Here is an 18,556-nt window from a genome sequence, read left to right as displayed (position 1 = left end):
CGCCGTCCCTTTCCCCACGTCCGCTACCTGTGGATATCGGCCGGATTTTTGGTGTTGATCACCCGGCCAGCGGTTATCGTGCGCACATGACACTCGCGCGCCCCCGGATCAGCAAGGCTGTCATCCCCGCCGCCGGTCTCGGCACCCGGTTCCTGCCGGCCACCAAGGCGACCCCCAAGGAGATGCTGCCGGTCGTGGACAAGCCGGCGATCCAGTACGTCGTCGAGGAGGCCGTGGCAGCCAAGCTGACCGACGTCCTGATGGTCACCGGCCGCAACAAGCGCCCGCTGGAGGACCACTTCGACCGCAACTACGAGCTGGAGGAGGCGCTCACCCGCAAGGGCGACGACTCCCGGCTCGCCCGGGTGCAGGAGTCCACCGACCTGGCCACCGTGCACTACGTCCGCCAGGGCGCGCCCAAGGGCCTCGGCCACGCCGTGCTCTGCGCCGAGCCGCACGTGGCCGACCAGCCGTTCGCCGTCCTCCTCGGCGACGACCTGATCGACCCCCGCGATCCGCTGCTCCAGCGCATGATCGACGCACAGGAACGTTACGGCGGCAGTGTCGTCGCGCTGATGGAGGTCGATCCGGCCCAGATCCACCTGTACGGCTGCGCGGCCGTCGAGGAGCTGCCCGGCGACGGGGACGTGGTGCGGGTGACCGATCTGGTGGAGAAGCCCAGCGCCGCCGACGCCCCCTCCGCCTACGCGGTGATCGGCCGCTACGTCCTCGACCCCGGCGTCTTCGACGTGCTCCGCCAGACCCCGCCCGGACGCGGCGGCGAGATCCAGCTCACCGACGCCCTGCGGGTGCTCGCCGACTCCGAGGTGCCCGGCGGTCCGGTGCACGGGGTGCTCTTCTCGGGGCGGCGCTATGACACCGGCGACCGCGCCGACTATCTTCGTGCGATCGTACGACTCGCCTGCGAACGCGAAGACCTGGGGCCCGACTTCAGGTCCTGGCTTCGCCGTTACGTCACGGAGGAAATGCAACCGTGAGCAGCCCTGACAACGCCGCGGGCGCGCCCGGCCGCCCGGCCGACGAGGACCGTGTCCGGTCGGTCGACGAACACCTCGCCGACGTCCTGCGCCACCTCACGCCGCTGGAGCCGATCGAACTCCAACTGCTGGACGCCCAGGGCTGCGTCCTGGTCGAGGACGTCACCGTCCCGGTCGCGCTGCCCCCGTTCGACAACAGCTCGATGGACGGCTACGCGGTACGCACCGCCGACGTCGCCCACGCCACCGCCGACGACCCGGTGGTGCTCAAGGTGATCGGCGACGTGGCGGCGGGCGACGGCGACCTGCCGGCCGTCGGCCCCGGCGAGGCCGCCCGGATCATGACCGGCGCCCCGCTGCCGCCCGGCGCCCAGGCCGTCGTCCCCGTCGAGTGGACCGACGGCGGCCTCGGCGCCGGCCCGGTCACCGCCATGCGCGCGCACAGCGCCGACCCGGCCGGCGCCACCGGCCAGGTCCACGTCTACCGCCCGGCGGACACCGGCGCCCACGTACGGCAGCGCGGCAGCGACGTACCCGCCGGCGAACTCGCGCTCGCCGCCGGCACCCGGCTCGGCCCGCCGCAGATCGCCCTGCTCGCCGCCATCGGCCGCAGCCGCGTCCTGGTACGGCCCCGGCCGCGGGTCGTCGTCATCTCCACCGGCAGCGAACTCGTCCAGCCCGGAGAAGCCCTCGGGCCCGGCCGGATCCACGACGCCAACAGCTTCGCGCTGGCCGCCGCCGCCCGCGAGGCCGGCGCCATCGCCTACCGGGTGGGCGCCATCGCCGACGACCCCGCGACGCTGCGCTCCACCGTCGAGGACCAGCTCATCCGCGCCGACATCGTGGTCACCAGCGGCGGCGTCAGCGTCGGCGCCTACGACGTGGTCAAGGAGGCGCTCTCGTCGGTCGAGGCGACGCAGTGGGGCGACTCCGACGACGAGGACGAGGAGCCGGCGAAGAACGCGGACCGGGCCGCCGAGCCCTCCGCCACCCCGGACGAGCGCCCCCGCACCGGCACCATGGAGTTCCGCAAACTCGCCATGCAGCCCGGCAAACCGCAGGGTTTCGGCCTCGTTGGCGCCGACCGCACCCCGCTGTTCGCCCTCCCCGGCAACCCGGTCAGCTCCTACGTCTCCTTCGAACTGTTCGTCCGCCCCGCCATCCGCACCCTGATGGGGCTGGAGCCGGTGCGCCGCGAAGCGGTCACCGCGCGCTGCGCCGAGCCCATCGCCCACTCGCCCCGGGGCCGCCGCCAGTTCCTGCGCGGACACTACGACGGCGACCAGGTCACCCCGGTCGGCGGCGCCGGCTCCCACCTGGTCAAGGCGCTCGCCCACGCCAACGCGCTCATCGTGGTCCCCGAGGACGTCACGGAGGTGGCCGCGGGCGAGCCGGTGGAGGTGCTGCCGCTGGGCTGACGGACCGGTCGGGTACGCGGTCCGCGCGCGGGGGTGTCCGTACCTGCCGGTACCGTTGCGACTGCGACAGGACCTGACCAGGAGAGCCATGAGCAGCCCCCAGGAACACCTGACCCACCTCGACGAGGCCGGCGCGGCCCGCATGGTGGACGTCACGGCCAAGGACGTCACCGCGCGCACCGCCCGGGCCACCGGCCGGGTGCTCGTCTCACCCCGCGTCGTGGAACTGCTGCGCGGCGAGGGCGTCCCCAAGGGCGACGCCCTCGCCACCGCCCGGATCGCCGGCATCATGGGCGCCAAGCGGACCCCCGAGCTGATCCCGCTGTGCCACCCGCTCGCCCTCTCCGGCGTCACCGTCGACCTCACCGTCGCCGACGACGCCGTCCACCTCGCCGCCACCGTGCGCACCACCGACCGCACCGGCGTCGAGATGGAGGCCCTCACCGCCGTCTCGGTCGCCGCCCTCACCGTGGTCGACATGGTCAAGGCGGTCGACAAGGCCGCCGTGATCAGCGACATCCGCGTGGAGTCCAAGACCGGCGGCAAGTCCGGCGACTGGAGCCGTCCATGAGCCCCGAGGACGCCCCCGGATACCGGGCGCTCGCGGTCACCGCGTCCAACCGGGCCGCCGCCGGGGTCTACGCCGACCGCGGCGGTCCGCTGATCGTCGCCGCGCTGTGCGAGCTGGGCTTCACGGTCGACGGCCCCCGGGTCGTGCCGGACGGGGCGCCGGTGGGCAGCGCGCTGCGGGAGGCCGTCGCCGCCGGGTACGACGTCGTGGTCACCACCGGCGGCACCGGGCTCACCCCCACCGACCTCACCCCCGAGGTCACCCGTGCCGTGGTCGACTACGAGATCCCCGGTATCGCCGAAGCGATACGCGCCGCCGGCCGGGACAAGGTGCCCACCGCCGTCCTCTCCCGTGGCATCGCCGGCGTCGCCGGGCGCACCCTGGTGGTGAACCTCCCCGGCTCGACCGGTGGCGTACGCGACGGCCTCGCGGTGCTCGCCCCGCTGCTGACGCACGCCGTCGACCAGCTGCGCGGCGGTGATCACCCCACCACACCCGGGAGACCGAGCTGAACGGTTTCTGGCCCGCCGAACTCGCCGACGGCGCGGTGACCCTGCGTCCGATCCGGATGCGGGACCAGCGCGCCTGGCGTGAGGTCAACCGGCGCAACCGCGAATGGCTGCGCCCCTGGGAGGCCACCGTGCCGCCCGCGCCCCCCGGCCACATGGTGCAGCGCCCCACCTACCGGCAGATGGTCCGCCACCTGCGCCACGAGGCCCACGCCGGGCGGATGTTGCCGTTCGTCGTGGAGTACGAGGGGCGCCTCGCCGGGCAGTTGACGGTCGCCGGGATCACCTGGGGCTCGATGTGCTCCGCCCACATCGGCTACTGGGTCGACCAGGCGGTGGCCGGCCGCGGCGTCATGCCCACCGCCGTCGCCCTCGCCGTCGACCACTGCTTCCGCAACGTCGGCCTGCACCGCGTCGAGGTGTGCATCCGCCCGGAGAACGCGCCCAGCCGCCGCGTGGTGGAAAAGCTCGGCTTCCGGGAAGAGGGGCTGCGCCCGCGGTATCTCCACATCGACGGCGCCTGGCGGGACCATCTGGTCTTCGCCCTCACCGCCGACGAGGTCCCCGAGGGCATGGTCACCCGTTGGCACCGCGGCCGCCCCCGGCCCGACGTACCCCATAAATGAAATACACGTTCGATTTATTGCAGGTTGAATGAGCGCATTCCCCGCCCTGACGGCGCCACTATCGGAAGAAAAGTTCGGCATATCAGCCAGATCGTGCGACACACCGCGCCGAATTGCTGTTGGCCCGTCCCCGCGGCCCCTACGGTGTTGGGCGTGAGCAGCAGCGGCCTCATCTACGCAGTCATCGTCGGGGCCTGGGCTGCCTACTTGGTGCCGATGTGGCTCCGTAGGCAGGACGAGCTCAACGAAGCGCGTCCGACGGAACGCTTCAGCACCGCCATCCGGCTGCTGTCCGGCCGGGCGGCCATGGAACGCCGGTACGCCAGGACCCGCGGCCTGCCACGCACGGCCGACGGCGACGCCCCCGCCGGGGCCGACCGCGCCGCCGAGGCCGACACCGTCGCCCACGCCGCCGACGTACGCGCCCAGGCGCTGCCCGCCACCGAGATCCAGCCGGTGCCGCGGGGCGTCCGGCCGCCCCGTCCGGCCGCCGCGGTCGCCGCCGCCCGCGCCCGGCTGCTCGCCCGCCGCCGCCGCACCACCACCGTGCTCTTCCTGGCCTTCACCGCCGGCGCGGTGGTCGCCGGGGTCGGCGGCATGGCCTACCTGTGGGCGCCCGCCGTGCCCGGGGTGCTGCTCAGCCTCTACATCGCCCATCTGCGCCGCGCCGAACGCCGCCGGTTCGAGTTCACCATGGACCAGCGGCGCGCCGCCGAGGCCGCCCGCCGGCTGCGTGAACGCCCCCGGGAGCGCCCGGAACGCCTGGAGCGCCCCGAGCCCGTCGAGGCCGCCGCGCCCCCGCCCGCCCCGGCCCCGGTGCCCGCCCCGGAACGGGAGCGGGAACGCCCGCGTCCGCCCGCCGAGCCGTCTCCGCGCACCGCCGACCGCCGCGCGCTGGTCGAGCAGACCGACCACGCCGAATGGGTCGACCAGCAGCACGCGACGGCCACCCCGGACGACGGCTGGGAACCGGTCCCGGTGCCGCTGCCCACCTACGTCACCGCCCCGGTGGCCCCGCGCACCCCCGGCAGCGTGGACCTCGGCGACCCGGACACCTGGAGCGCCGCCCGCTCCGGCACCTCCGCGTCCCCGTCCGCCGACGGACCCGAGCGCCCCGGCCCCCGCCCCGTCCCGCGCCGGGGCCGCACCCCGCTGTTCGACCAGTACGCCAAGGCCGCCCCCGACCCCGAACCCCCCGCCCACGACCGCCCCCGCGCCGCCAACGAGTGACCCGCCCCGCCCCTTCGTGATCATGGGACGGTCACGACCACCCCCGCGAAGATGCTAGAGTTTTCCTCGTTGCAAGGGCCTGTAGCGCAGTCCGGTAGCGCACCTCGTTCGCATCGAGGGGGTCAGGGGTTCAAATCCCCTCAGGTCCACCGCATCAGAAGATCCCGTCCGATCACTTCCGATCGGGCGGGATTTCTCGTTCCCGGCCACCCGCACCCCACCCCGGCGAATCCGCGCCACGCCGTGGCGGGGCCTACCCAACGCACCGTCGGACTCTCTACCGTGAGCAGGCGTGAGCGGCGGCCGACGGGTCGTCGCGGGGCTGCGGGGCGAGGGGGTCGCGTGGATGCCGAGTTGGCGACGCTGGCGGCGTCGACGCTGGTGGGTCTGATGGTGACGGATGCCTGGGGGCAGGCGAAGAAACGGGTGGCCGGGTTCTTCGCGCGCGGCGGGGACACCACGGCGGCGGAGGAGGAACTGGACACCTCCCGGGCCGAACTCATGGCCGCCGAGGAAGACGCCGACGAGGCCACCGCCGCCGACATCCAGGCCGAATGGCGGCTGCGGCTGCGCCGGGCGCTCCAGGCCGACCCCGCCGCCGCCGACGAACTGCGCCGGCTCCTGGCCGAACTCGAACCGTACGGGGCCAGCCCACCCTCCGCCACCGTGCACAACGTCGTCAACGGCGGCGTCTTCGAAGGCCCGGTCATCCAGGGGCAGAACTTCACCGGCCTCACCTTCCACGGCACCACCCCGCCCGACTCCGGCCGCCGGGACGCCCGATGACCGGCGGCCACGACGGCGTTCCGCCCACCCGCAACGAGCAGTCCGGCAACGTCGTCCACGGACCCAACGTGCAGGCCGGCCAGATCCACGGCGGGATCACCTTCGTCGTCCAGCCGCCGCCCGCACCCGGGCCCCGGGCCAGACCCGACCAGGTGCCGCCGCTGACCGTCCGGTTCGTCAACCGCCGCGCCGACCTGGCCGCGCTGGACCACTGGTCCGCCGGGCTCGGCGCGGCCGGCCTGGTCGGGGTGGGCGTACTGCGTGGCCTGCCCGGGGTCGGCAAGACCGCGACGGCCCGCCGCTGGGCCCACGAGGCCCGCGACCGTTTCCCGGACGGACAGCTCTTCGCCGACTTCGCCGAACTGCGCGACCGCGCCGGCGGCGACGTCTCCGAAGCGCTGCGCGCGTTCCTGACCGGGCTGGGCGTCAGCGACGCCTGCATGCCGGACTCGCTGGCCGGCCGCAGCGAGCTGTACCGGCAGCGCTCCCGGGGCCGGCGGCTGCTGGTCGTCCTCGACGACGTCGACCAGCCCGCCCAGGTCAGGGCGCTGATCCCGGCCGGACCCGGCAGCGCCGTCCTGGTCACCAGCCACGGCACGCTGGGCGAACTGATCGCACTGGACGGCGCCCGGCCGCTGCCCGTCGAGCCGCTCGACCCCGACAGCGGCCTGCGGGTGCTCGCCGACCGCCTCGGCCTCGGCCCCGACGCCGTCGAGGCCGAACGCCCCGCCCTGGAACGGCTGGTGGAACTGTGCGCCGGCCTGCCGGTGGCGCTGCACGTGGTGGCCGCCCGGCTGCTGACCGAGCCACACCTGACCGCGACCGCGCTCGCCGCCGAACTCGCCGACGAACGCCGGAGGTTGGCCGCCATGTCGCTACCCGGGGACCACTCGGTGTCCGCCGTACTGACCACCGCGTACGCGCAACTGCCCGCCGACGCCGCCCGCCTGTACCGGCTGCTGGGCTCGCTGCCCGGACGCACCTTCGATCTGGGCACCGCCGCCGCGGCGGCCGGACTGGCCCCGGACGACACCGGGACCCTGCTCGCCACCGTGCACCAGGCCGGCCTGCTGGAGACCACCCCGGACCGCCGCTACCGCTTCCACGACCTCGTCCGCCTGCACGCCCGCGAGCAGGCCCGCCGGCACGAGCCGCCCGAAGCCGAGCGGGAACTGACCGCCCGGGTGGCCACCCACTACCTGGCGCTCACCGCCCTCGCCGACCGGGCGGTACGGGCCGACCGGCTGCGCGTCGCCGACCTCGACGGCCTGCTGCGCGACGCCCCCGACCCGTTCGCCGAGCCCGGCGGACCGGCGCCGCTCGACTGGCTGGAGGCGGAACGCGCCAACATCCTCGCGGTGCTGCGGGCCACGGCACGCCACGGACTGCACACCGTGACGTGGCAGCTCGCCGAGGCGTTCACCGTGCTCTTCCTGCACCACCGCCACCTCGGCGACTGGCGCGAATCGCTCGAACTGGGCGCCCGGGCCGCCGCCGAGGACGTCGCCCCGGCCGCCGAGGCCCGGCTGCGCAGCATGCTCTCCCGCCCGCTGATGGACCTCGCCGAGTACGACCGGGCCCGCGCCGAACTCCGCACCGCCACCGCCTGCGCCGACGCTGCCGGGAACACCGAACTGGCCGCCTCGGTACGGGAGTTCACCGGACGCTACTGGGACCGCTTCGACCCCGCGAAGGCCGTCGACGCGTACCGGGAATCGCTGGAGCTCAACCTCCGCGCCGGCCAGGCCCGCGGCGCCGCCATCGCCCGTTACTTCCTGGGCTGCGCGCAGGACGCCGGCGGCGACCCGCGTACCGCCCTGGAGACCCTGCGCGCCGCCCGCGACGGCCTCCTGGCCCGCGACGACCTGCGGATGGCGGCCCGGGTCACCGCCGCCATCGGGACCGCCCACGACCACCTCGGCGAGACCGCCGAAGCCGTCCGCGCCCTCGACGAGGCCGCCCGCACCCTGCGCGAACAGCGCGCCACCCACTACGAGGCGCAGGCCCTCACCGCCCTGGCCGACCTCCTCGAACGCACCGGCGGCGACCGGCGGACCCTGCTCGCCGCGCTCCGCCGCGCCCACGAGATCCTCCACGAGGGCGGCAGCCCCCAGGCCCCCGCCCTGCGCGCCCGGCTCGACCGGCTGACCGGCGACGACTACCCCGGCGACTGACCGGCCGCCGGGCGCGTCCGCAACGCCACGTCCACCTCCCGCGCCCCGCCCACCCGCAGCCCGACCAGCGCGTCGTCCAGCGGGATCCCGGCCCGCAGCGCGGTGTAGACCACCGCGGCCGGCAGCCCGGGGTCGGCGGCCGGGCCGGTGGGGACGGCCTCCACGACCCGGCCGTCCCGCAGCCCGGCCAGGCAGCCACCGCCGGCCACCGCCGCCACGGCCAGCCGGCAGCCGGGGAAACGCTCCAGGGTCTCCCGGATCCGGCCGAGCGCGGCGACCGCGGTGCGCTCCGGGCGGCGGTGGAAGAGCACCGACGCGCTCTCGGTGAGCCGCCGGTCCGGCTCCGCCGTGTCGCACACCAGATGGCGGAAGGGCCCTTCCGCGTCGTCGCGGTCCTCACCGCCGGGCCGTACGGCCGCGGGACGCCGGCGTACGGTGACCGTCCACTGCCCGTCCCGGCGCCGCGCGGTCGACTCGGTGATCCACGACGTGACGACGGCCGGCGCGGACTCCGGCACGGGCAGCCCCGGTGACGGCGGCGGCACCGCCGGCTCGTCCAGCCCCAGCAGCTCGTACACCGCGGCGCGCAACCGGACCAGGGCCTGGCCCGGCACGGCCGACGCGCGCGCCGCGACGGCGGCGTAACGTTCCGGCGGGTGGTCCGCGACGGCCTCCTCGACCTGCCGGAACAGGTCGCCACCGGGATCCAGGGCGGGGGCCGTCCGCCGCAACGCGTCGGCCGCGGTGCCCGCCACCGCGTCCTCGCCGAACGCCGCCAGCAGCACCGGCTTGCCCAGCGCCGCCCCGTACAGCGTGACCGAACCGTGGTCGCCCACCACCACGTCCGCCGCCACCAGCGCCGCCCGCCACGCGTGCACCGGCGACATCAGCAGCAGCCCGGCCGCGAGCGCGTCCCCCTGGAGCGCCCGCACCTGCCAACCCCCATGCCACGCCCACACGTTGGGGTGGACGACCGCCGCCACCCGGTACTCGTCGTACGGCAACGCCGCCAGCAGCCGCCCCGGCAACTCCGGCAGCCGGCCCAGCAACGACGTCGGACCCCAGGTCGAGCTGACCACCACCAGCCGGAGGCCGTCGGCAACGCCCAGCGCCCGCCGGTACGCCTCGGCGTCCGGCAGCGCGGCGGCGAGCTGGTCGAAACACGGATCGCCGACCAGCAGGGTGCGCCCGGACACCTTGGGATGCGTGGCCAGCAGCTGCTCCTCCTGGTCCGGATGGGAGACGGCCAGCCACGCCCGCCCCGCCTCCAGCAGCGCGTCCGGCACCATCCCGGACAGCCGGGTGCGCGGCGCGCGCGAGTCGGGGACGCGCTTCTGGAAGCCCACCCCGTGCGGCAGGACGAGGACCGGGCAGCGGTCCTCGGGTACGTCGATGTTCTCGCTGGCCGACAGGATCAGATCGGGCGCCACCTCACCGAGCTGCTCCCACGGCACCACCCGGCACCCCGCGTCCCGCAGCAGATCGAGCACCCCGGAGCTGAACGCGGAGGTGGGGTCGTACGCGAACAGCACGGTGACCCGGGCGTCCCCGCGCAGCAACTCCGGCAGCGTCTCCAGCACCCGTACCGTAGAGGTCACCGTACGTGCGGCCACCACCAGCGTCCGACCGCCCCGGAACGTGCCCCACCGCCGGGCCTCCGCGCCCACCGGCACCCGCGGCGGCCGTCCCGCACTACCGCTCACGGCCACCCCGAACGACTTCCCCCCGTCCGCTCACCAACACGCCCCACCCGCCCGGCTCGCGGCTCGCGGCTCGCGGCTCGCGGCTCGCGGCTCGCGGCTCGCGGCTCGCGGCTCGCGGCTCGCGGCTCGCGGCTCGCGGCTCGCGGCTCGCGGCTCGCGGCTCGCGGCTCGCGGCTCGCGGCTCGCGGCTCGCGGCTCGCGGCTCGCGGCTCGCGGCTCGCGGCTCGCGGCCATGGTGGCTTTATCGCATTTCACGCGGCGCCACAATCCTTTCCGGCCGACGCGTCGGTGATCGGCGACGCCTCCACGGTACCGGCGGGGGTGGCGGGAGGGCAGGGGTTGGTGGGGGCGCCGGGGAGGCCCTGGCGGGCCGTCGGCGGGGGAGTCGGTGGCCGGGGTCGCCCCGGAACCGGGACCGGGCGGCCACGTCCGGCCCGGTGCCGGGGGCGGGGCGCGGACAGCGAGCGCCGGACCGGGCCGCTCGGCGGAGCCCGGCACGAGCCGGTGCCGGGGCGGGGGTCAGGGGGTGAAACCGGGGCCCGGGGGGAGGGCGAGGTCGCGCCAGAGGGCGTCGGCGGCGAACCAGTGGTCGGTGACGACCATGTCGAGGTCGTGCGTGGAGCGTCCCTGGGCCGCGAGGCGGCGGGCCGCTTCCGCGTAGTCGATCCGTTCGTGCGGCCACGGCACCGAGGCCGCCTCGGCGAACGCCCGCAGGACGGTGCCGACCGGCTCCGGCTCGGGGTGGGCGGCGTGGTAGACCGGGGCGGTCAGCCGCTCGGCGGGGGCGAGCGCGGTGGCCAGCAGCGCGCGGGCCAGGGTGTCGGCGTCGATCACCGACATCCGGGCCTGCCAGCCGTCCACCTGGCCGTCGACCGCCTTGACCAGTTCGGCCATCCGGGGCGCCACCCAGCGGTCGCCGGGGCCGTGGACGATGTGCGGGCGCAGTACGGTGCCGCCGGCCGACAGGACGGCTTCCTCGGCCGCCGCCCGGGTACGGGAGGTCTCCGACACCGGGGCGATGGCCAGTTCCTCGGGGCGGGCGGCGCGGAACGGGCCGCGCCCGTAGACCGCGGCGGTGCTCAGGTAGACCACCCGGCGCACCCCGCCGCGGCGCGCCTCGGCCAGCAGTGCCTCGGTGCCCAGGGTGTTGACCGCCCGGCACAGCTCGGCCGGGCCGCCGATCTGCGAGGCGCAGTGGATCAGCACCTCGGCGCCCTCGCACAGCCCGCGCAGCGACGCGGGGTCGGACAGGTCGCCGGGCACGGTCTCCACCGGCCCGGCCGGCGCACGGCTGCCGTCGTCGACGGGCTTGCGGTGGGCCACCAGGCGCAGCCGCTGTTCGGGCAGGTGCCGGGCGTGGGCGGCGACCCGGCTTCCGATGAAGCCGCTGGCTCCGGTGATCACGATGGTGCCGGGCATGATTCCCCGTTCTGGTCGGGTCCGGTCGGGACGGCGTGGGCGGGACGGACGGTGGTGGGCGGTCAGCGCGCTCGCGTGGTGCGCACGGTCGCGGTGAAGACGGTTTCCCCCTGCTGGGTACCGGTGACCGCCACGGCGGTGGTGCCGTCCGTGTCCGGTACACCTGGTTCCGCTTCGATCCAGCACGGCGGGTCGAACTCCGCGTACCGGGTGAAGGCGGCGGACGCCTCGGTGATCAGTACCGGGGCGGGGTGGCTGACGGCGTGGGCGGCCTGCCGCGCCGCCTCCAGGAGGACCATGCCCGGTACGTGGTCCACCGGGTGGTCGAAGAGCGTCGGGTGGGCGGTGTCGGTGCGCAGCAGCCACCGCCGGGCGTGCGGGAAGGCCCGGGTGCCCGGCGGCAGGTGGCGGGGGCCGGGCACGCCGAGCACGACGTGCTGGACGCCGGTACGGCCGACGACCCGGGGATCGACCGGGGCGGGCAGCGCCAGGTGGCGGGGGAAGCTCCGGCCGCCGCGCAGCCGCCGGTACACCGCCGGCGAGGTGCAGCTGTACGCGGCGTGCCCCTTTGCGACGCACACGTCACCACGCCACACGGTCGCGTGATAGCGCATGGCGGCGAGTTGACCGCCGCGGACGACCGGTGCGCAGGTGATCCGCAGCACCGGTTCGGTGGGTACCGGTTCGGCCGTGAGTCCGCCGGGTTCGGCGCTGAACGACAGCGCCCACATAAGGAATTGATGGCCGAGCGGAACACCGTACTCGGCGTGGGCGAGCAGCGAACCCGCCTGCCGAATCGTTTCGGCGATGAGCAGCGGATCTTGTTGGCCGAAACGCGGCGCGAACAAGGCGTGGCTCCTTGGCCACTGGGCGCCGACAATGAAACCGTCAGCCCCATCGGTTTCCCAGCCGGTGAGGAAGACCTCGTTGATCGCTGCACGGTGAACGTATTCGCGGGGCACGCAGGTGGTGAGCCGCGGGAGCCCGGCCACCAGGGACGCCGACGGAGCGATGTCACGGATACGGTCGTGAGCCGGGGGGGAGACACGCGGTGCGGTGACACTCGACGACTGCATGCGAGATACCTGTCTCTACGGCGGCAGGGCAACCAGCACGGTCGTTGATCCCGAGGCGGACAGGAAGATCAGCGAACCCGCTTGTCGTTAAGGTACAGACAAGCCGGTTTGGTTTTCAAAGGGTCGTGGGAGCAAGGGTTTTCAAAGAGCTGACCAGCTCAGGGTTCAGGAGAAGCAATGGCGCGTCAGGCAAGGGCGCTCAGGACCCGCCGCGTGATCGTGGAGGCGGCGGCAGCGGTATTCGACGAACTCGGCTACGAAGGAGCCAGCACCACCGAGATCCTTGCCAGAAGCGGGGTCACCCGGGGCGCGCTCTACTTCCATTTCCCTTCCAAGGAGGCCATCGCCGACGCCGTGGTGGCCGCCCAGGCCGAAGCGCTGGTGCCGCCGCAGCACAAGGTGAGACTCCAGTCCACCATCGACCTGACCATGGACTACGCGCACCGGCTGCGCCATGACGCGGTGGCCCGGGCGGCCGTGCGGCTCAGCGTGGAGCAGGCGTCCTACCGGCGCCCCGGCATAACGCCCTATCAGGGCCCGGGCGAGGTCATTCGCCACCTGCTGCGGCAGGCCGCGGAAAAAGGGGAGTTGCTGGCGAGCGCCGATCCGGACGAAGTGACCGATCTCATCGTCGGCGCTTTCACCGGAATACAGCTTCTGTCCCATGTCTACGGAAAGCGGCGGGATCTTCCGCACCGGGTGGCCGCGTTGTGGAAGTACCTCCTGCCCGCGCTGGCCATCCCCGGGCTGCTGCCGCACCTGGTGGCCGACCCGGAACGCGGCACCGCCGCCTACTCCGCCCGTCCGCTCGCCGGCCCCGCCTTCCCGGCGCTGGACGAGGTGTTGGACCACGGGACGCTGGACCACGAAGCGCTGGAGGCCGACGTGCTGGCCACCGAGGCGTTGGACACCCGGCCGCCGGTCCGGGAACCGCGGCGCTCCGGCCCGGTCGCGCGGGCCAGGGCGCTGCCGTAGCGGCGTCGTCCGCCCGGCGCGGCGGTCGGCGCCCGGCCCGCACCGTCGGGTGATACCACCCGTTCACGCGACGGTGCGGGCGGGCAGGGCCACGTGGGTCACGCAATGCGGCGCGGCGCCCACCGCACCGGCCGCACCCATCCCATCAGGCGCGACCCACGTGGCCGACCCCCCGTTTCCCCCGTCGGCCCCCTCGGGCCGTTCCCACCCCAGGCCCCCCTCGGGCCCGGGCCGTGCTCCGGAGCCGGCCGTCATCCGGCGCCGGAAGCTCGCGGCCTCATCCCTCGCGCACCGCGCCCTCGCGCAGTGCCCCCGCCCGCAAGGCCCCCTCGAAGACGTCCGGCCGGTGCGCGCGCTGCCCGGGCACCGGGGCGTGCTCCGCCGCCGGGGCGCGAAGGAACTCCGGCATCCCGTCAAAGGGTGCCGCACTGGCCGGAATTGACGGTTCCGCAGTCGCACCGGTGGTGGACGTCACGTCCCCGCCGGGCGTCGGCTCCGCCGTGGTGTCCGACTCGGCGGCGGATGCCGTGGCGGCCGGGTCGACGTCCCACTCGGCGGCGTCGGCATCGGCGTCGCGCGGCGCGGCGAGCATCATCAGCAGCCGCCATATCCCGCTGGTGACCTCCTGGGTCCACCAGGTCTCGTCCTCGCGGCCGAGCGCCTCCAGGCCCGCGGTCACCGCAGCGACCAGGTTGGCCACGTCCCGGTCGGCGACCTCCGGACGCAGCCGTCCGTCCTCGGCGTCCTTGGCCAACTGCCCGCGCAGCACCGTCAGCCACGCCTCGCGCAGCCGGGGGGCGCAGGAACCGGAACCGGGTTCGTCGGCGGCCCGGGAACTCTCCGCGGCGCTCTCCGACTCCAGCCGCAGCCCGGCCCGCAGCACCGGGTCCTCCCGCATCCGGGCCGACATCGCCCCGGTGAACCGGGCGGTGCCGACCAGGGTCGGCGCGGGGCCCTCGATGTGCTCCTCGGCGAGCGTCAGCACGACATCCCGTGCCTCCGCCCGCAACGCGGTGACCAGGTCGTCCTTGGAGGCGAAGTGGAAGTACAGCGCCCCCTTGCTCACGCCGGCCGCCCGGCTGATGTCGAGCAGGCCGGTGCCCTTCATACCGCGGTCGTCGATGAGTTTCGCGGCGGCCACCAAGAGGGCCCGGCGAGTCTGCGCGGCACGCACCTGCATCGGCCGGCACCTGTCCTTTCCGTTACATACGGGCGCAAGCTCTGGCGAACGGGTAACTCCCGGCATCCCTGACGGGCCGGGCGTTGAACGACATCATTGCACTCTCGGCGCCGAAAACAAACAAGGCTGTCGGTTGATATCGGGTCAGGTCTAGTCCAGTGCCCGGCGCGTCGGGCACCATCCGGGTACGCGGCGGGGCGGGGCCGATGGGATGCTCGCACGGCTCCACGCGGCGTCGATGGGCGCTGGTGGCCGGGGGGATACCGGGCGTTCGGTCATCGGCGGCCCGGGCGGGCGGGCCGGATTCCGGTTACGACGGCCGACGGGCCGCCCGGGACGCATGCCCTGACCACGGACTTCTCCCAAACCGGCAAGTAGGTTTGTGTGTAGGCGTCAGGGAAATGACCTACGGGAAGTACCAGGTGGGAGGGGGGAGGCGATCTTCAACTCGTCCTTACTTGCCGCCAGACTAGCTCAGTAGAGTGAAAGACGGACGACCAGGAACGAGTGCGGGAGAGCGGTCATGGGCACACATCAGGCGCGCAGGGGTGACACCCGGCAGCGCATTCAGGACGTCGCTCTGGAGCTCTTCCTGGAGCGCGGCTACGAGAAGACCTCGCTGCGCGAGATCGCCGAGAAGCTGGACGTCACCAAGGCCGCGCTGTACTACCACTTCAAGACCAAGGAAGACATCGTCATCGGCCTGTTCCAGGAGTTCGGCCGGCCGCTGGACGAGCTGATCGCCTGGGGGCGCACTCAGCCGTCCGACCTCGACACCCGGCTGGAACTGCTGCGCCGCTACAGCGCCGCCCTCCAGACCGCCTCCCCGCTCTTCCGGTTCGCCCACGAGAACCAGCCCACCCTGCGCGAACTCAGCATCGGCCAGAGCTTCCGCGAGCGCATCACCGCCCTCACCGAGCTGGTCACCGACGCCGGCGGACCGCTGGAGGACCGCGCACGCGGCATGAGCGCCCTGTTCACCGTGCACTTCGGCGCCTTCGCCGCGATGGAGTGGATGACCGGCGACGACACCCCGGACGACAAGCGCCGGGCGTTCCTCCAGGTGGCCGAGGAACTCCTCACCGCCGCCCACCACCCGTCCGCCGGCACCGAGTAGCCCCCGCCCCAACCCGCCCGCGCCACCGGTCCGTTACCGCCGGACGGGCCGGTCCGATCTGGCCGAAACCCGCCCTTCATGGCGGCCCCTTGCACCCGCCCGAGGGGCCGCCGTCGCCGTGAACCGCCGCCGCTACCGCGACTGTTCGGCCACCGAGGCGCGCACCTCGTCCATGTCCAGCCCGCGGGCCTGCCCGATGATGTCCTCCAGCGCCGCCTCCGGGAGCGCGCCGGGCTGGCCGTAGACGGCGATCCGGTCGCGGATGACCATCAGCGTGGGGATCGAGGTGATCTCGAACGCCGCCGCCAGCTCCCGCTGCGCCTCGGTATTCACCTTGGCGAAGACCAGATCGGGGTGGCGCTCCGACGCCTTCTCGAAGACCGGCCCGAACTGCCGGCACGGCCCGCACCAGGACGCCCAGAAATCGATCAGCACGAAGTCGTTCCCCGAGACGACCTCGTCGAAGTTCTCCTTGGTGAGCTCCACCGTGCTCATACCTGTACCTCTTCCTCCGGGTCGTCATGGGGGCCGGTCGGCCGGCGGGCCCGGACCAGATCGCCCGAACCCGCGTCAAACCCCCCAACACGGCGCGGCCCCCGGCTATTCCACCGCCGACCCGGAACGGCCTTGTCGTAAAACCTCCGGACCGGTGCGGTGTGCAAGTGATGGACTGCCCACATGACCGATGCCTCCACCCTCACCGTTCCCCCCGGCCTCGCCGACCGCGCGCGCCTCTTCCACTCCCTGCACACCGGCGGCTCCGTGCTGGCGCTCCCCAACGCCTGGGACGCCGGCAGCGCCCGGATCATCGAGGACGCCGGCGCCACGGCGATCGCCACCACCAGCTCCGGCGTCGCCTGGGCGCTCGGCGCGGCCGACGGCGGCCACGTCGACCCCGCCCTGGTGGCCGACGTGGTGGCCAGGATCACCGCCGTCGTCTCGGTGCCGGTCACGGTGGACATCGAGGACGGCTACGGCGCCGATCCGGCCGGGGTGGCCGCGACCGTCCGCGCGGTGCTCGCCGCCGGCGGCGTCGGCGTCAACATCGAGGACTCCCGCCGCGACCCGGCCGACCCCCTGCGGCCGGTGGCCGAACAGGCCGAACGCATCACCGCCGCCCGCCAGGCCGCCGACGCCGCCGGCGTCCCGCTGTACGTCAACGCACGCTGCGACGTCATGCTGCGCCGCGTCGGCGACCCCGCCGGCCGCCTCGACGCCACCGTCGAACGCGCCCGCGCCTACCTGGCCGCCGGCGCCGACGGGATCTTCGTCCCCGGCACCACCGACCCGGCCACGGTACGCCGCCTCGCCGACGCCATCGACGCCCCGCTCAACGTGCTCTCCGGCCCCGGCGACCCGTCCGTGCCGGAACTGGCCGCGGCCGGCGCCGCCCGCGTCAGCATCGGCGGCGCCATCCCCGAGGCCGTGTACGCCCTCACCCGCCGCGCCGTCCGCGAACTGCTGACGGACGGCACGTGCGGCACGGTCGCCGACGCGCTCGCCTACCCGGAGCTCAACGCCCTCTTCCGGAACTGACACCGCACCGTTCCCGGTCCGCCCGCCACACGTCGCTGTGCAGGAAGTAGTTGTCGAACCGGTCCTGGCTCGCCAGCAGCTCGGCCCGGGTCGCCCGGCCGTCGGCGACCTGGGCGAGCAGCCGGAAGTACCCGAACCGCTCGACGCCCGGGGCGAGCACCACCAGCACGTCCGCCCCGGCGTCCGGCGCCGCCGCGAACGCGTGCGCCGTCCGCGGCGGCACCACCAGCACGTCACCGGGGCCCGCCGCCACCACCTCCTCGCCGGTGAGCACCCGCAACGCCCCGTCCAGCACGAAGAACAGCTCCGCCGAACCCCGGTGGTAGTGCGGCACCGCGCCCTCGGCGCCCGGGCCCAGGGTCACCCGCTGGGTGCTGAGCGCGCCCCCGGTGGCGCTCGCGTCGGCCAGCAGCCGGACGGCGACCGGCGCCGCCCCCGTCACCTCGGCCTCCGCCTCCCGCACCACCACGGGCCCACGGGGTAGGAACGACATGGCCGGATCCCTCCGTAGCACGGCGCCGGCGACCGGGGTGTCAGTCGGTCACCCGGCTGCGGTTCTCGTACACCAGCTCCCGGTACCCGGGGTGGCCCTCGATCCACGAGGCGACGAACGGGCAGACCGGCACCACCCGCAGCCCCGCCGCCCGCGCGGTGTCCAGCCCGCCACGGACCAGCGCCGACCCGACGCCCCGCCCCTCGTACGCCGGATCCACCTCGGTGTGGACGAACGCGATCAGCCCGGCGGAACGGAGGTAGGACGCGAAACCCGCCAGGTCACCGCCGACCCGGGCCTCGAAACGGTGGGCCGCCGGAACGTCGGTGACCACCGGGTTCACGACTCGTACCCCTCGACCTGGTCGGCCGGACGCACCCGGGCCCACCCCGGATCGTCGCCCGCGTCCGCCCTGGCCCGGCGCTGCCGCAGCAGATCCCAGCACTGGTCGAGGGCGCGTTCCAGCTCCCGCAGCCGGCGGCGCTCGGTCTCACCGTCGATCGTCCCGTCGGCCGCCTGCTCCCGCAGCGTCCGCTCGTCGGCCACCATCGCGCCGATTTGGTCCAGGATCTGCTGCTCGGCCCGGCCGCCGCCCTGCTCCGTCATGGCGCACCTCCGGTATCTCCCGATATCTCCGACTCTAGGAACGGCCGCCCGCCCCCGCGAGCCGAGCGCCGGCGCCGCCCCCGGCGGCCGTCGCGTCGGTCACCCCGCGCCGCCGGATGGAACCACCAGGTGGCCCGCC

At 74.5% G+C, this 18,556-nt stretch carries 19 protein-coding genes and 1 tRNA gene; 12 read left to right on the top strand and 8 right to left on the bottom strand.

Annotation, left to right across the window (positions count from 1 at the left end; translation table 11 throughout):
• Window positions 1-86: 86 nt before the first annotated feature.
• The 9 genes from galU to SCATT_RS10200 all read left to right on the top strand — a co-directional run bounded on the left by galU (window position 87) and on the right by SCATT_RS10200 (window position 8,312).
• The gene (galU, locus tag SCATT_RS10240) at window positions 87-998 is read left to right on the top strand and encodes a UTP--glucose-1-phosphate uridylyltransferase GalU (protein WP_014142942.1); all 912 of its coding nucleotides are present in this window, start codon (window positions 87-89) and stop codon (window positions 996-998) included.
• Window positions 995-2,416, top strand: a complete 1,422-nt coding sequence (locus SCATT_RS10235; RefSeq protein WP_014142941.1) for a molybdopterin molybdotransferase MoeA — start codon at window positions 995-997, stop codon at window positions 2,414-2,416. The genes galU and SCATT_RS10235 overlap by 4 nt, the downstream gene beginning before the upstream one ends.
• A gap of 88 nt (window positions 2,417-2,504) precedes the next feature.
• A complete protein-coding gene (moaC, locus tag SCATT_RS10230) occupies window positions 2,505-2,987 on the top strand; it encodes a cyclic pyranopterin monophosphate synthase MoaC (protein ID WP_014142940.1) in 483 nt (160 codons plus the stop codon).
• On the top strand, window positions 2,984-3,499 hold the full coding sequence (locus SCATT_RS10225) for a MogA/MoaB family molybdenum cofactor biosynthesis protein (RefSeq protein WP_014142939.1): 516 nt from the start codon (window positions 2,984-2,986) through the stop codon (window positions 3,497-3,499). Before moaC ends, SCATT_RS10225 begins: the two co-directional genes overlap by 4 nt.
• A gap of 56 nt (window positions 3,500-3,555) precedes the next feature.
• Entirely contained in the window at window positions 3,556-4,122 is a 567-nt protein-coding gene (locus SCATT_RS10220) for a GNAT family N-acetyltransferase (RefSeq protein WP_231905060.1), read from the top strand.
• Between the two features lie 153 nt (window positions 4,123-4,275).
• Window positions 4,276-5,352, top strand: coding sequence for a divisome protein SepX/GlpR (gene sepX / locus SCATT_RS10215; protein WP_014142937.1), 1,077 nt, complete (start codon window positions 4,276-4,278; stop codon window positions 5,350-5,352).
• Window positions 5,353-5,427: 75 nt separating this feature from the next.
• Window positions 5,428-5,501 (top strand) — tRNA-Ala (locus SCATT_RS10210).
• Between the two features lie 193 nt (window positions 5,502-5,694).
• Window positions 5,695-6,138 carry a hypothetical protein gene (locus SCATT_RS10205; protein ID WP_014142936.1) on the top strand — a complete coding sequence of 148 codons (444 nt, stop codon included), beginning with the start codon at window positions 5,695-5,697 and terminating at the stop codon, window positions 6,136-6,138.
• Window positions 6,135-8,312: an NB-ARC domain-containing protein gene (locus SCATT_RS10200; protein ID WP_014142935.1), complete on the top strand. Its 2,178-nt coding sequence runs from the start codon at window positions 6,135-6,137 to the stop codon at window positions 8,310-8,312. The genes SCATT_RS10205 and SCATT_RS10200 overlap by 4 nt, the downstream gene beginning before the upstream one ends.
• Here the strand turns inward: SCATT_RS10200 and SCATT_RS10195 are convergent.
• The 3 genes from SCATT_RS10195 to SCATT_RS10185 all read right to left on the bottom strand — a co-directional run bounded on the left by SCATT_RS10195 (window position 8,297) and on the right by SCATT_RS10185 (window position 12,396).
• Window positions 8,297-9,985, bottom strand: coding sequence for a hypothetical protein (locus SCATT_RS10195; protein WP_014142934.1), 1,689 nt, complete (start codon window positions 9,983-9,985; stop codon window positions 8,297-8,299). The genes SCATT_RS10200 and SCATT_RS10195 overlap by 16 nt on opposite strands.
• 549 nt (window positions 9,986-10,534) lie before the next feature.
• Window positions 10,535-11,434 carry an NAD-dependent epimerase/dehydratase family protein gene (locus tag SCATT_RS10190; protein WP_014142933.1) on the bottom strand — a complete coding sequence of 300 codons (900 nt, stop codon included), beginning with the start codon at window positions 11,432-11,434 and terminating at the stop codon, window positions 10,535-10,537.
• Window positions 11,435-11,496: 62 nt separating this feature from the next.
• Window positions 11,497-12,396, bottom strand: coding sequence for a ScbA/BarX family gamma-butyrolactone biosynthesis protein (locus tag SCATT_RS10185; RefSeq protein ID WP_231905231.1), 900 nt, complete (start codon window positions 12,394-12,396; stop codon window positions 11,497-11,499).
• A 291-nt stretch (window positions 12,397-12,687) separates the two neighbouring features.
• Here SCATT_RS10185 and SCATT_RS10180 point away from each other — a divergent pair, with 291 nt between their 5' ends.
• Window positions 12,688-13,485, top strand: coding sequence for a ScbR family autoregulator-binding transcription factor (locus SCATT_RS10180; RefSeq protein WP_014142931.1), 798 nt, complete (start codon window positions 12,688-12,690; stop codon window positions 13,483-13,485).
• 277 nt (window positions 13,486-13,762) lie between these two features.
• Here the strand turns inward: SCATT_RS10180 and SCATT_RS10175 are convergent, their stop codons facing one another.
• Entirely contained in the window at window positions 13,763-14,665 is a 903-nt protein-coding gene (locus SCATT_RS10175) for a TetR/AcrR family transcriptional regulator (protein ID WP_014142929.1), read from the bottom strand.
• 523 nt (window positions 14,666-15,188) lie between these two features.
• On the opposite strand from SCATT_RS10175, the gene SCATT_RS10170 reads away from it, so the two are divergent.
• Window positions 15,189-15,782: a TetR/AcrR family transcriptional regulator gene (locus SCATT_RS10170; RefSeq protein WP_014142927.1), complete on the top strand. Its 594-nt coding sequence runs from the start codon at window positions 15,189-15,191 to the stop codon at window positions 15,780-15,782.
• Window positions 15,783-15,914: 132 nt separating this feature from the next.
• Here the strand turns inward: SCATT_RS10170 and trxA are convergent, their stop codons facing one another.
• Entirely contained in the window at window positions 15,915-16,277 is a 363-nt protein-coding gene (gene trxA / locus SCATT_RS10165; protein ID WP_014142926.1) for a thioredoxin, read from the bottom strand.
• Between the two features lie 183 nt (window positions 16,278-16,460).
• Between trxA and SCATT_RS10160 the strand changes: the two genes are divergently transcribed.
• Entirely contained in the window at window positions 16,461-17,318 is an 858-nt protein-coding gene (locus SCATT_RS10160) for an isocitrate lyase/PEP mutase family protein (RefSeq protein ID WP_014142925.1), read from the top strand.
• Here SCATT_RS10160 and SCATT_RS10155 read toward each other — a convergent pair.
• Genes SCATT_RS10155 through SCATT_RS10145 form a run of 3 tightly spaced genes read right to left on the bottom strand, consistent with a single transcriptional unit; the run spans window position 17,296 to window position 18,417 of the window.
• Entirely contained in the window at window positions 17,296-17,811 is a 516-nt protein-coding gene (locus SCATT_RS10155; protein WP_014142924.1) for a cupin domain-containing protein, read from the bottom strand. The genes SCATT_RS10160 and SCATT_RS10155 overlap by 23 nt on opposite strands.
• A gap of 40 nt (window positions 17,812-17,851) precedes the next feature.
• Complete coding sequence (locus tag SCATT_RS10150; RefSeq protein WP_014142923.1) at window positions 17,852-18,154, bottom strand: GNAT family N-acetyltransferase; 303 nt, start codon at window positions 18,152-18,154, stop codon at window positions 17,852-17,854.
• On the bottom strand, window positions 18,151-18,417 hold the full coding sequence (locus SCATT_RS10145) for a DUF2630 family protein (protein WP_014142922.1): 267 nt from the start codon (window positions 18,415-18,417) through the stop codon (window positions 18,151-18,153). Before SCATT_RS10145 ends, SCATT_RS10150 begins: the two co-directional genes overlap by 4 nt.
• Window positions 18,418-18,556: the final 139 nt, after the last annotated feature.

The sequence above is a fragment of the Streptantibioticus cattleyicolor NRRL 8057 = DSM 46488 genome (assembly GCF_000240165.1).
Lineage (GTDB): Bacteria > Actinomycetota > Actinomycetes > Streptomycetales > Streptomycetaceae > Streptantibioticus > Streptantibioticus cattleyicolor.
This window is presented reverse-complemented; position numbering and strand designations above follow the sequence as displayed.